Raw genomic sequence first — 12620 nt, 5'->3', positions numbered from 1 at the left:
GCGGGAGGGGTTAGGGGAGGGACTGAAATATCCGCGAACGCCACGCTCGCGGACAAGCCCTCCCCCGACCCCTCCCGTAAACGGGAGGGGAGGAAGAAGGGCGCGGTACTAGAAGTTGGTTACAGCTTGACGACGTTCGACGCGAGGTCCTGGAACCGTTCGTCATACAGCGAGACCATCGGCTCGTCGGTGACGATCACCGTCTCGTCCGATCCGAACCCGTTGAACGCGGTCCGCATCGCCGAGCCATACGCGCCGAGCATGCCGATCTCGATGTAATCGCCGGCCTTCGTGTCCGCGGGCAGCATGAACGGGCCGACCATATAGTCCATGTCGTCGCACGTCGGACCATAGAAGCTGAACTCCATGTCCTTCGCACGGCTGTCCGGCTCGCGGAGCAGCTCGGTCGGGAAGCGCCAGCCGATATGCGCCGCATCGAACAGGGCGCCGTACGCGCCGTCGTTGATATACAGCTCGGTCCCGCGACGCTTTTCGACGCGCACGATGATCGACGAATATTCCGCGCACAGCGCCCGGCCCGGCTCGCACCACAGCTCGGACGAATAGCTGACGGGCAGCGATTCGAACGCACGGTGGATCGTCTCGAAGAAATGCTCGAGCGGTGGGGGCTCCATGCCGGGATACGACGACGGGAAGCCGCCGCCGACGTCGATCACGTCGACCGTGACCGCCGCGTCGACGATCGCCGCACGGACGCGCTCCATAGCGTTCGAATAGGCCTCCGGGGTCATCGCCTGCGAACCGACATGGAAGCAGATGCCGAGTGCATCCGCTGCCTGGCGCGCCGCGAACAGCAGCTCCTTGGCTTCATGCGGTGCCGCACCGAACTTCGATGCCAGCGACAGCTTCGAATGCTCAGAAGACACGCGCAAACGCACACAAAGCGTAAGATCGGAAGCTTCGCGAGTGGCGCGAACGACCTTGTCCAGCTCTTCCAGGCTGTCGAGGCTGAAGGTGCGGACGCCGTGCGTGAAATACGCCTCGGCGATCGCTTCCTCGGCCTTGACCGGGTGCATGAAGCACAGCGTAGCCTCGGGCAGCGTCCGCGCGACCAGGCGCACTTCGGCGATCGACGCCACGTCGTAATGCGTGATGCCATTGTCCCACAGGATCTGCAGGAGTTCGGGAGATGGGTTCGCCTTCACCGCATACATCGAGCGACCCGGGAACTTCTCGACGAAGAACCGAGCGGCGCGCGCAGCAGCGTGCGGACGAACGAGCGTGACCGGATTGACCGGACGCCCTTTAGCGATGTCGATGCCGCTCCCGATGTGGGAGGTGTCGGCGGTCGAATGGGCTTTCGCTAACCCCAGCGCGATATGATGCTTGACCAATTCAAGGGACCTCCAATGTCCTGAGACAAATTACGAAAACACTGCCTTGCGGTTGGAAGTCCCATGGGGCAGCGGAAGCGCGATCTAGGGTTACGCGCCCCCCATGTAAATAGCGTTTGGCGGATAGGAGACGGCGTGTGACGATTTTGCGACAACCGACGCGGGCAGGGGTGCGGGCCGCCGCGGAGAAGATCGCCCGAATACTCCCGCCGACGCCGCTGTTCATCAGTGAAATCAAGGGCGTACCGGTCGCTTTCAAGGCCGAGTCGTTGCAACCAATCGGCGCGTTCAAGATTCGCGGCGCGTGGCATCGGCTCACCGCATTGGACGAGGCGACGCGACAAAAAGGCGTCGTCGCGTTCTCCTCAGGCAATCACGCGCAGGGTGTGGCCTGGGCGGCAAAACGCCTCGGCATCGCGGCGACGATCGTGATGCCGTCGGATGCGCCCCGGTTGAAGCGCGAGGCGACGTTGGCACTGGGCGCAGAGGTGGTGACCTACGACCGCGCCACCGAAAGCCGCGAGACGATCGCCGCAGGGCTGGCCGAGGCGCGCGGCGCGACGCTGGTCCCGAGCTTCGACGACCCGTGGATCATCGAAGGGCAAGGCAGCGCAGGGATAGAAGCAGCCGCACAGATGGCGGCGCTCGCCATGGGGGTGCCAAGCCGCGTCGTGATCCCATGCGGCGGTGGCGGCCTCTCGGCAGGTATCGCGCTGGCATTGAAGGACAGCGCGATCACCGTCGTCGAACCCGAAGGCTGGGACGACATGCGCCGCTCGCTAGAGGCATCCTGGATCGAACCCGTCGGCCCCAACCCGCCACCAACCGCCTGCGACTCGCTCCAGACCTTGCGCGTATCGCCGCTAACCTTCGACGTCCTCTCCCGCCGCGACGCGACCGGCGTCGCCGTCAGCGAGCCGGAGATCGCCGCGGCACAGCGCTGGGCTGCGGAGAAACTGCGGCTTGTGATTGAGCCGGGCGGCGCGGTCGGGCTGGCGGCTGTTCTGTCCGGCAAGGTGAAGCTCGAACGCGGCCTGCTCGTCATCCTGTCTGGCGGCAACGTCGACCTCGCCGCCTACGCGAAGGCAATAGCTGCATGAACCCCGCACTGACATCAATCGCCGCCGCCGCGCCTGCAATAGCAATGCTGGGCATGTTCGCCTGCCTGATCGGCGGCATCGCGTTGATCGCAAAAAAGCGCGACACGAAGAAGGGCGTCCTGATGCTGATAATGGCCGCAGTCCTGCTAGCCAACGTAGCGATCTGGACGCTGTAACTCCCTCGCCCCTCCGGGGAGAGGGAAGGGGCCCGCCGCGCTTGCGGTGGGAAGGGAGAGGGGAGTTGGGGAGAGCTGTCGCGTCCCAACTCCCCCTCATCCGACGCTGCCGCGCCACCTTCTCACCGAGGGGAGAAGCGAAATCACCGGATCGGAGAGTTTGGGTCGAGCCGCATATCCAGATACTTGTCCACGCTCCCCATCAACTCCGGCATCTCATGCTCGAAGAAGTGGTTCGCCTTCGGGATCGTGTCGTGATGGATCGTGATGTGCTTCTGCGTCCGCAGCTTATCCACCAGCTTCTGCGTAGCGCCCGGCGTCGCGACCTCATCGGCCTCGCCCTGGATGATGATCCCGCTCGAAGGGCAAGGCGCCAGGAACGTGAAGTCGTACAAATTCGCCGGCGGCGCGACCGATATGAACCCGCGAATCTCCGGACGGCGCATCAGCAGCTGCATGCCGATCCACGCACCGAAGCTGACCCCCGCGATCCAGGTGGTCTGTGCCTCGGGGTGGAAGCTCTGTACCCAGTCGAGCGCGCTCGCCGCATCGCTCAGTTCGCCGACGCCATTGTCGAACACGCCCTGGCTTTTGCCGACACCGCGGAAGTTGAACCGCAGCGTCGCGAAGCCGCGCCGCTGGAACGTCTTGTACAGCTGCTGCACGATCGCGTTGTTCATCGTGCCGCCGGCCGACGGATGCGGGTGCAGGATCATCGCAACGGGTGCGCGCGGACGTGGGCCCGGCGCAAAACGACCTTCGAGACGGCCTTCGGGACCGGGGAAAATGACTTCTGGCATGGGCACTCGCGAGCTGGGATACGCACTCGGGTGGAGTGCCGGATTATCGACGCTATATAGGGAACGAGCCCCTTTTCGCAATTGGAACCGACCCTGGCCCGTAACGACTCGCGTATCTACCTCGATCACGCCGCCACCACGCCGATGCGCCCCGAGGCTGTCGCGGCGGTGATGGAGGGCATGGCGCGCTGGGCGAACCCGTCGTCGCCGCATGCCGAGGGCCGCGCGGCACGGGCCGCGCTGGAGGACGCGCGGAAGCGGATCGCGAGGGCGCTGGACTGGCCGCATCACGTGATCTTGACCAGCGGCGCGAGCGAGTCCGCGGCGCTGGCGCTGCGTGGCCGCTCCGGTGTCGCGGTGGCGGCGGTAGAGCATGATGCGGTCCTCCGCGCGGCCGAACACCCTGTAATGCTGGAAGTCGATGCAGGAGGTGTTGCCGCGAACGGAGAGGACGCCCAGACGATCGCGCTTCAGTCCGCGAACAGCGAAACCGGCGTCCTCCAGGATCGCCCCATCGGCCTCTGGATAGCCGACTGCTCCCAGACCGCCGGCAAACTCCCGCTCCCCGATGCTGACCTGATTATCGTCTCCGCGCACAAGCTCGGCGGCCCTCCCGGCATCGGCGCGCTGCTGGTCCGCGATCTCGGTCTGCTCGACCCGACCGGCGGGCAGGAGCGAGGCTACCGTGGCGGCACCGAGAACCTCCCCGGCGCGCTCGGGTTCGCCGCCGCGCTCGAAGCGCCTCGCGACTGGTTCGCCGACATGGCCGACCTTCGCGCCAAACTCGACGAAGCCATTCTGGCGGGCGGCGGCGAAATCGTTGCGCAAAACTCCCCCCGCATCCCCACGATCGCCTCATACCGCATGCCCGGCGTCAGTTCCGCCGCCCAACTGATCCGCCTCGACATGGCCGGGTTCGCAGTCTCGGCTGGCAGTGCGTGCTCGTCCGGCAGCATGCGTCCCAGCCACGTGCTCGCCGCAATGGGATATCCCTCCGAAGCCGCCGGCGAAGTCATCCGCGTCAGCTTCGGCTGGACCAACACACCCGAAGACGTCGCGAAGTTCGCCGAAGCCTGGACGCAGATCGCCCAGGACATAAAGCGAGCCGCATGACGTACCTCGACTACCAGGCGACCACCCCGCTCGCGCCCGAAGCGCTCGCCGCGATGCTCCCGTGGCTCGAGTCACAGCACGCCAACCCGCACTCCCCCCACCGCGAAGGCCGCCGCGCCAAAGCAGCCGTCGAAGTCGCCCGCGATCAGGTCGCTGCGCTGCTTCCCCCCGGCGGCCGCATCGCGTTCACCAGCGGCGCAACCGAAGCACTCAACTGGGCGATCAAGGGTACGCCCGGCCCGATCGTCACGCTCGCCACCGAACACGCCGCCGTCCTGGACACGGTCGCAGCGGAAGCGGCGAGGGGGCGCCAAGTCACGATCCTCCCGGTCAACCCGGACGGCGTGGTCGACCTCGACGAAGCCCGCGCCGTAATCCAACCCGGCACCGGCCTCGTCGCGGCGATGCTCGTCAGCAACGAGATCGGCGTCATCCAGCCGATCGCCGCGCTTGCCGAGATCGCCCACGCAGCCGGCGCGTTGATGCTCTGCGACGCGGTGCAGGGCTATGGCCGCGTTCCGATCCCCGACACCGTCGACCTGATCGCGATATCCGCGCACAAGATCCACGGCCCCAAGGGCGTCGGCGCACTCTGGATCCGCGACGGCGTCGATCTTGCCCCGCTGATGCACGGCGGCGGGCAGCAAGCCCCCGGCCGCTCGGGCACGCTGTCACCCGCACTCTGCGCAGGCTTCGGCGTCGCCGCACAACTCATGGCCGGCCGCAAGGACGAGGACGCCGCGCACATTGACCGCCTCTCGTCGCTCGCGCTCGATCGCCTCGGCCCCGGCTGGACGATCAACGGTTCGACCGAACATCGCTACTACGGCAACCTCAACGTCCGCTGCGCAAACCTCGACGTGAACCGCCTGATGTCCGACCTGCGCGACATCGCCTTTTCCGCTGGTTCCGCCTGCGCCAGCGGGTCCGGCCGCTCCAGCCACGTCCTCCGCGCGATCGGCCTCACCGAAGCGCAGGCGCGGTCCAGCATCCGCCTTGGCTTCGGCCGCTACACCACCGAAACCGAACTCCGCGACGCGATCGATGCGATCGTCGCCGCAGCCAAGGCGCAATGGCCATGATCGTCCACTTCATCGCCCGCGACGGCACGGTCAGCAGCGTTACGGCCAGCGCAGGCGACCGCCTGCTCGACGTCGCCCAAGCCGACAACCAGCCGCTCGAAGGCACCTGCGAAGGCCAACTCGCCTGCGCGACCTGTCACGTCATCGTCGATGCGGCCGACTTCCCCAAGCTGCAGCCCGCAAGCGAAGACGAAGAGGACATGCTCGATCTCGCGCACAATGCGACGCGCACCAGCCGTCTCGCTTGCCAGATTCGCCTGACCGAAGCGCTCGATGGCGTGACCGTGCGCATACCCGAATAAACGACAGCAAAGCTTACAGGAAGACAACGGCCGGTTCAGCGACCGTCCACGGCCGCGGACACACTATCCCCTCATCGCCTCAATGTACGAGGTCTTGAGAGGAGTACCGAGCATGAAGATCATCGCAATGTTCGCCGCTGGCGCCCTGGCCGCGGGAACCCTGTTTGCGTCCGTCCCCGCCGATGCGCAGCGCCACGGCTGGGACGGCCCCCGCCACGGCGGCGGCTGGCACGACGACCGCGGACGGCATGGCAATCGCGGCTGGCATGGTGACCGTGGCTGGCGGGGCGACCGTGGCTGGCGCGGTGGAGATCGTGGCTACCGTGGCTATGGCGGCGGGTATCGTGGCGATCACGGCTACCACGGCGGCGGCTACGGCTATCGCGGACCCCGCGGATACGGCCGCTCACGCGTCGTCTGCCGGATTGAGCGTGGCTATTACGGCCCGGTTCGTCGCTGCTTCCGCCGCTGATACGGAACCGTAACGACCGTCTTTAGTTTGGTAACATAGGTTGCCGGGCTCGGGAGGGCCCGCACCCAGTAGGAGATTATCATGAAGTTGTTCACCCTCGCCGCCGCCGGTCTCGTCGCACTGACCGGCCTTGCCCCCGTCGGGATCGCCGCCGAAGCCTCGGCACAGCGCACCGTCGTGCACGAGCGCACCGTCGTTCGCCACGACGATCGCCGCCCCGGCTACCGTCGCCACGCCGTGCGCACGCGGCAGGTTTGCCGCAACGTCTATCGCAACCATCACCGCCAGCGCGTCTGCCGCACGGTCCGCGTCAGCCGTTGATCGAATAGCCGCTAACGTTAAAGCGGCTTGATCATCCCGCCCGACCCCGCCATATGCGCCGCGGGAGTCGGGCGGACGTGGTCGTCGCCAACTTGGTCAGATCCGGAAGGAAGCAGCCACAACGACTCAGCTACGGGTCGTCCCGGCTCCCACCGCGAACGTTTGCAAGCAAACGTGAGCGCGGCCAGCGGTGCAAAGCACCGTCTGACGATGCGGCTTAGCCGCAGCGCACCTTCTAAACTTCTGGAACTCGTTGACCCCGGCAAGCCTTAGCTTTGGCCTTGCGTGTTCCTGAAACGTTCCGAATCGCTGTCCTACGTCGCAACGCTGTGCCAAGATCGGCCCATGCCCCGCACGCCCTCCACAATCAGCCCCGCGCCACCTCTCCGCGACCCTCTAGGCGAGCGAAGTGCAGAACGCTCCCAGCGTCTGCACTTCCTATACTTCACTCCCCTTCGACAGCGCGCGCAGCACCCGCTATGACGCCCACAATGTCAGATTCCTTCGACCTGGGCGAACCCCCGCAGCCGGTGAAAACGCCGGACGCCCCCGCCTACCGCGTGCTAGCGCGCAAATACCGACCGCAGACCTTTTCCGAGCTGATCGGGCAGGACGCGATGGTCCAGACGCTCGGCAACGCGATCAAGCGCGACCGGCTCGCCCACGCGTTCCTGATGACCGGCGTCCGCGGCGTGGGGAAAACGTCGACGGCCCGCCTGATCGCCAAGGCACTCAACTGCATCGGCCCCGACGGCGACGGCGGCCCGACGATAGACCCCTGCGGCGTCTGCGAACCCTGCCGCGCGATCGCCGAGGGCCGCCATATCGACGTGATCGAGATGGACGCCGCCAGCCATACCGGCGTCGACGACGTCCGCGAGATCATCGACGCGTCACGCTATTCGGCAGTCACCGCACGCTTCAAGATCTACATCATCGACGAAGTTCACATGCTGTCGAAGAACGCGTTCAACGCGCTGCTAAAGACGCTGGAGGAGCCGCCGCCCCATGTGAAATTCCTGTTCGCGACCACCGAAGTGAACAAGGTCCCGGTGACGGTCCTCTCGCGCTGCCAGCGATTCGACCTTCGCCGCATCTCAGCCGAACAGCTTTCGAAGCATTTCGCGTGGGTTTCCGAGCAAGAGGGCGTGGTAGCGGACCCTGAAGCGCTGATGCTGATCGCGCGCGCCGCGGAAGGCTCCGCGCGCGACGGTTTGTCTATCCTCGACCAGGCGATTGCGCATGCCGGGCTCGAAGGCGGCGGCGTGACGGCAGACGCGGTACGCCAGATGCTCGGCTTGTCGGATCGCGGCGCGGTCCGCGACCTGCTGACGCTGATCCTCGCCGGCGACGGGGCAGGGGCGCTCGTCTCGATGCGCCGCCAATATGATTACGGCGTCGACCCGCTGTCGGTTCTCCGCTCGCTGCTCGAAACCGTCCACGGCATCACGCTGACCAAGGTCGGCACGCCGGCGGACGCCGCGCAGCCGATGGAGGAGCGTGCGGCACGCGAGGAATGGGCGGCATCGCTCGGCTACCCCGCGCTGCACCGCCTGTGGCAGCTGTTCCTCAAGGGCCATGACGAGGTCGCCAAGGCCGCGCTGCCGATCGAGGCTGCGGAGATGGCGCTGTTGCGCGCGATCTACGCCTCGACGCTGCCCGATCCCGGCGAACTCGCGCGGCAGATCGCCAGCGGTACGCCCCCTGCGGCTACACCAACGGCACCGCCGCCACCTACACCCCCGTCCGGCGAAGCGCCGCCCTGGAACGCTGGATCCGCTGCGAAGGCGCCCGAACCCGTCGCAACCGGACCGATCCTGCCGCCGACGTTCGAAGCGCTGGTCGATCTGCTCGACGAATCAGGCGGCCTCGCGATCGCTGCGCGTCTTCGTCACGGCGCCCGCGTCGTGAGCTATGCGCCGCCCGAATTCGTCCTCAGCGGTAGTCGCCCGGTCTCGGCCGACACGCTCGCCGAACTCAACACGCTGTTGAAGAGCGTGACGCGGACCGCGTGGAAAGTGTCGATCGTCGACGCCCCCGGCGCGCCGACGCTGCGCGAGGCGCAGGACGCCGCCGACGCCGCGGTGCGCCAGGCTATTCTCGGATCCCCCATCATGAGGGCCGCGGTGGCAGCGTTTCCCGACGCCCAGCTAGAATCGTGGCCCGGCCAAAGGAGCAACGCATGAAGAATATCGATGAAATCCTCGCCATGGCGCAGAACGTCCAGAGCGAACTGGAAAAGGCGCAGGCCAGCCTCGATACGATCGAGGTCGAGGGCGCGTCCGGCGGCGGTCTCGTCAAGGTGAAGGCGTCCGCCAAGGGCCGCATCATCAACATCGCGATCGACGATTCGCTGATGCAGGTGAGCGAGAAGCAGATGCTCGAGGACCTCCTCACCGCAGCGTTCAACGATGCGCGCGCGAAGGCGGATGCGGTATCGGGGACGGAGATGTCGAAGATGACTAGCGGCCTGCAACTGCCGCCAGGCTTCAAGCTGCCGTTCTGAACCAAATCGGGTTCGTTTCGGCGCGGGAACAATCGTTCTTCGGTCGGCGTTGCGCTCTCCAGTAATCAGGGAGAGTCAAAATGGCCGAAGAGCGTATCGTCGAAACCCCGACCACCCACACCACGATCATCGAACGCCGCGGGGGCGGCAGCGGCATGCTGATCGGCATCGTCCTGCTGATAGCGGTCCTGATCGGCGGCTATTACCTGTTCAGCCGTCAAGGCGCACAGAACAGCAAGGACGCGGCGATCACTTCGGCGGCGAAGAGCGTCGGTAGTGCAGCCGACAAGGCCGGCGACGCGGTCGAGAAGTCGACGCAGTAACGTCTATTAAGGGCTGTGTCCCCGCGAAGGCGGGGACACAGCCTGGACTCCCGCCTTCGCGGGAGAACATGGGGGTGGGAGGAGCGGTCACACCAAACACTCCGTCATGCCGGGCTTGTTCCGGCATCCACCGTTCCGCGTGACAACCGATACTGAGTTTGCGGACCGGTGGACCCCGGAACAAGTCCGGGGTGACGAACGTGGTTTAGGATCGCAGGCAACTGTCCAACCCATCATTCCGGACAACCGAAACCCGCCGTGACAGCGTGTTCCCATGCTTCCGCACGAAGCCATGAGGATCGATCGCAGCCCGCTTCTTGGGCAACGGCAGGACAGCCGCAATCCGTCCCGCTTCCGTTGGTGACAGTCGCGACGCATCGTGGTTGAAATACCGGATCGCCCCAGCGTTCGCGCCGTACGTCCCGATCCCCGTCTCGGCGATATTGAGATACACCTCCATGATCCGCCGCTTCGGCCACATCGCTTCGATTAGTACCGTGAAATACGCCTCGAACGCTTTCCGCACATAGCCGCCACCCTGGAACAGAAACGCGTTCTTCGCGGTCTGCTGGCTGATCGTCGACCCACCGCGGATCCGCCCGCCCTGCGCATTGCGCGCCGCCGCCCCCGCCATCGCCTTGAAATCGAAGCCGTGATGCGAACAGAACCGCGAATCCTCGCCAGCGATCGCCGCGCGCGCCATGTCCGGGTCCATCTCCGACAGCGGCATCCAGTCCTTGGTCACGCCGTGGCCGTTGATGACGTCACCCATCATCGTCCAGGTGAACGGGACCGGCACGAAGCGGTAGATGCCGACCCACGCGACCGTGATCAGGACGAAGGCGAAGACGATCTTGACGGCGATGCGGATAAGGCCCATCGCCGCTCCTTATGCGATCGTCGCCGCCTCGCCAATGACCGCGCGGGCGGCGGTCACCCCGGTTTCGTACGCGCCGTGTGCTGTCGAGAAGTCGAACGCGTGGCATGCTTCGCCGGCGAAGTGAATACGGCCATCGACCGACGCGGCGAGGACGGCGCGCTGGCCGGCCCGGCCGATGCGTGCGTGGCTATAGCTGCCACCGATATAGCGTTCGTGGCGCCAGCGGGTCGCGGCCAGTGGCGTAAAGCGCTTGCGCCAGTCGCTTCCCAGAAGTCCGACGAGTTCGTCGATCGCGAACTGTGCCGCATCGCCGTCCTCCAGCATCTCCGCGCAGTCGCCGCCGAAGAAGCTCTCGACGATCGGCCAGCCGAACGGAGACAGGCGGTGGCTGGCGGTGCAAGCGCTGTAGGGGGTGCCGACCAAGTGCGCGTTGGTCGGCCATTCGGGGCGGTCGACGTGGAGGAACACCTTGTCCGCAAGGCCGAGCGGAAGGTCCGCGGCGGCGGCATGCTTGTCGGGAAGCGGCGGGTCGAAGACGATCTGCGACTTGGCGAGGACGGTAGTGGGGACGCAGACGATCACGTGGTCCGCTTCGATCGTGCCGGCCGGGGTGTCGAGTTTGATGCGGCGGCCGCTGTGGTCGATGCGCGTTACCGGGGTGGAGAGGCGAACGTTTAGGCCGGCGGCTAGGCTGGCGACGAGCGTGCCGTAGCCTTCCTTGACCGTCCAATTGTCGTCGGTGGCGGCTTTTTCGTAGGCTGCCCAATCGTGGAGCGAGACTTGCGTGAGGTTTGCGCCGTTGGCGTAGCCGGAGATCGCGTCGATCTTCGGGCGCCATTTGTTGTCGGGGGCGATGAAGTCGGAAAGGGGGCGGTCGGCGCCTTCTAGAGCGGCAAGGGCTCGCTCGTTCCAGTCTTGGTAGGCGTCGGCGGATGCAGCCTGGTCTTCGGGAGAGAAGCCGAGGTCGTGCCACTGAGTGCGCCAGTTCGCGTCGGAACGGTCTACGGTAAAGCCCGACCTTTCGGTGATCTCGGTCCAGGGATTGCGCTGGGCGGAGTGTAGCCAGCCGCAACCAGCGTCGACATGTTCCCCCGCGAAGGCGGGGGGCCAGTCTGGGCCCCCGCCTTCGCGGGGGATCAGGGAGGCTAGGGGCAGGCTGTGGGCTCGGCCACCCAGGCGGTCGCTGGCCTCGACCAGCAAAACATCATTGCCCGCATCATGCAGCGTCCTTGCCGCAGCAATACCGGCCGCACCGCCGCCGATAACGACGGTGCGCGCCATATTATGCCGCCAGCAGTCGCTTCTCGCCGGCGATCCGCATCATCGCCTTTTGCAGCTTCTCAAACGCACGCACCTCAATCTGCCGCACGCGCTCGCGCGACACGCCGTAGACCTGCGACAATTCCTCGAGCGTCTTGGGATCGTCGGTCAGACGGCGCTCGGTCAGGATATGCTGCTCGCGCTCGTTGAGGTCGTCCATCGCCGACACCAGCATCGAGTGGCGAACGTCCGCCTCTTGCGCATCGGCGACGATCTTGTCCTGCAACGGCGCATCGTCCTGCAGCCAATCCTGCCACTGGCCTTCGCCGTCTTCGCGCATCGGCACGTTGAGCGACGTATCGCCACCCATCGCCATACGACGGTTCATGCTTACTACGTCGGTTTCGGCCACACCGAGATCAGTCGCAATTTTGGTGACGTGTTCGGGGCGCAGATCGCCGTCCTCGAACGCATCGAGGCGGCTCTTCATGCGGCGCAGGTTGAAGAACAGCTTCTTCTGCGCCGCGGTGGTGCCCATCTTCACGAGGCTCCACGACCGCAGAATATATTCCTGGATCGAGGCGCGGATCCACCACATCGCATAGGTCGCGAGACGGAAACCACGCTCGGGCTCGAACTTCTTCACGCCTTGCATGAGGCCGATATTGCCCTCGGAGATCAGCTCCGACGTCGGCAGGCCATAGCCGCGATAGCCCATCGCGATCTTCGCCACGAGGCGAAGATGCGACGTCACCAGCTGCGCCGCAGCCTCCGTGTCGCCATGCTCCTGGAAGCGCTTGGCGAGCATATATTCCTGCTCGGGTTTCAGGAGGGGGAATTTCTTGATCTCGGCGAGATAGCGATTGAGACCCGCCTCGCTGCCGAGCGCAGGAATCGTCGCTGGAACGTTGGAGCGGGCTGCCATGGTCG

At 65.9% G+C, this 12620-nt stretch carries 14 protein-coding genes, 1 other RNA gene and 1 pseudogene; 11 read left to right on the top strand and 5 right to left on the bottom strand.

Going from position 1 to position 12620, the window contains the following annotated elements:
- Positions 1–119 precede the first annotated feature (119 nt).
- Positions 120–1355, bottom strand: a complete 1236-nt coding sequence (locus IFT67_RS13440; RefSeq protein WP_192238770.1) for a type III PLP-dependent enzyme — start codon at positions 1353–1355, stop codon at positions 120–122.
- A 137-nt stretch (positions 1356–1492) separates the two neighbouring features.
- Here IFT67_RS13440 and IFT67_RS13435 point away from each other — a divergent pair, with 137 nt between their 5' ends.
- Both IFT67_RS13435 and IFT67_RS13430 read left to right on the top strand, forming a co-directional pair.
- Positions 1493–2455, top strand: a complete 963-nt coding sequence (locus IFT67_RS13435) for a pyridoxal-phosphate dependent enzyme (RefSeq protein WP_192238769.1) — start codon at positions 1493–1495, stop codon at positions 2453–2455.
- Positions 2452–2631, top strand: a complete 180-nt coding sequence (locus tag IFT67_RS13430) for a hypothetical protein (protein ID WP_192238768.1) — start codon at positions 2452–2454, stop codon at positions 2629–2631. The genes IFT67_RS13435 and IFT67_RS13430 overlap by 4 nt, the downstream gene beginning before the upstream one ends.
- 143 nt (positions 2632–2774) lie before the next feature.
- On the opposite strand, the pseudogene IFT67_RS13425 reads toward IFT67_RS13430, so the two are convergent.
- A pseudogene (locus IFT67_RS13425) lies at positions 2775–3662 on the bottom strand (alpha/beta hydrolase); the annotation flags it as partial.
- Here IFT67_RS13425 and IFT67_RS13420 point away from each other — a divergent pair.
- The 9 genes from IFT67_RS13420 to IFT67_RS13380 all read left to right on the top strand — a co-directional run bounded on the left by IFT67_RS13420 (position 3546) and on the right by IFT67_RS13380 (position 9550).
- A complete protein-coding gene (locus IFT67_RS13420) occupies positions 3546–4544 on the top strand; it encodes a cysteine desulfurase family protein (RefSeq protein WP_342450632.1) in 999 nt (332 codons plus the stop codon). The pseudogene IFT67_RS13425 and the gene IFT67_RS13420 sit on opposite strands and share 117 nt — an antisense overlap.
- The gene (locus tag IFT67_RS13415) at positions 4541–5626 is read left to right on the top strand and encodes a cysteine desulfurase family protein (protein WP_192238767.1); all 1086 of its coding nucleotides are present in this window, start codon (positions 4541–4543) and stop codon (positions 5624–5626) included. Before IFT67_RS13420 ends, IFT67_RS13415 begins: the two co-directional genes overlap by 4 nt.
- A complete protein-coding gene (locus IFT67_RS13410; RefSeq protein WP_446740815.1) occupies positions 5623–5928 on the top strand; it encodes a 2Fe-2S iron-sulfur cluster-binding protein in 306 nt (101 codons plus the stop codon). Before IFT67_RS13415 ends, IFT67_RS13410 begins: the two co-directional genes overlap by 4 nt.
- A gap of 112 nt (positions 5929–6040) precedes the next feature.
- Complete coding sequence (locus IFT67_RS13405) at positions 6041–6400, top strand: hypothetical protein (protein ID WP_192238765.1); 360 nt, start codon at positions 6041–6043, stop codon at positions 6398–6400.
- Between the two features lie 81 nt (positions 6401–6481).
- Positions 6482–6721 (top strand): hypothetical protein, encoded by a 240-nt coding sequence (locus tag IFT67_RS13400; RefSeq protein ID WP_107963614.1) that lies wholly within the window; start codon positions 6482–6484, stop codon positions 6719–6721.
- A gap of 61 nt (positions 6722–6782) precedes the next feature.
- An RNA gene (ffs, locus tag IFT67_RS13395) (signal recognition particle sRNA small type) lies at positions 6783–6876 on the top strand.
- Positions 6877–7212: 336 nt separating this feature from the next.
- Positions 7213–8907 carry a DNA polymerase III subunit gamma/tau gene (locus tag IFT67_RS13390; protein WP_192238764.1) on the top strand — a complete coding sequence of 565 codons (1695 nt, stop codon included), beginning with the start codon at positions 7213–7215 and terminating at the stop codon, positions 8905–8907.
- Positions 8904–9227: a YbaB/EbfC family nucleoid-associated protein gene (locus IFT67_RS13385; RefSeq protein ID WP_192238763.1), complete on the top strand. Its 324-nt coding sequence runs from the start codon at positions 8904–8906 to the stop codon at positions 9225–9227. The genes IFT67_RS13390 and IFT67_RS13385 overlap by 4 nt, the downstream gene beginning before the upstream one ends.
- Before the next feature lie 80 nt (positions 9228–9307).
- A complete protein-coding gene (locus tag IFT67_RS13380; protein ID WP_056048365.1) occupies positions 9308–9550 on the top strand; it encodes a hypothetical protein in 243 nt (80 codons plus the stop codon).
- Positions 9551–9755: 205 nt separating this feature from the next.
- Here the strand turns inward: IFT67_RS13380 and mtgA are convergent, their stop codons facing one another.
- Genes mtgA through rpoH form a run of 3 tightly spaced genes read right to left on the bottom strand, consistent with a single transcriptional unit; the run spans position 9756 to position 12615 of the window.
- Positions 9756–10430, bottom strand: coding sequence for a monofunctional biosynthetic peptidoglycan transglycosylase (gene mtgA / locus IFT67_RS13375; protein WP_192238762.1), 675 nt, complete (start codon positions 10428–10430; stop codon positions 9756–9758).
- Positions 10431–10439: 9 nt separating this feature from the next.
- On the bottom strand, positions 10440–11711 hold the full coding sequence (locus IFT67_RS13370; RefSeq protein ID WP_192238761.1) for a flavin monoamine oxidase family protein: 1272 nt from the start codon (positions 11709–11711) through the stop codon (positions 10440–10442).
- 1 nt (position 11712) lies between these two features.
- Positions 11713–12615 carry an RNA polymerase sigma factor RpoH gene (gene rpoH / locus IFT67_RS13365; RefSeq protein ID WP_056048373.1) on the bottom strand — a complete coding sequence of 301 codons (903 nt, stop codon included), beginning with the start codon at positions 12613–12615 and terminating at the stop codon, positions 11713–11715.
- Positions 12616–12620: the final 5 nt, after the last annotated feature.

It is taken from the genome of Sphingomonas sp. CFBP 13728 (genome assembly GCF_014841895.1).
Taxonomy (GTDB): domain Bacteria; phylum Pseudomonadota; class Alphaproteobacteria; order Sphingomonadales; family Sphingomonadaceae; genus Sphingomonas.
The sequence above is the reverse complement of the archived record's forward strand: the minus strand, read 5'-3'. Positions and strand labels throughout refer to the sequence as shown.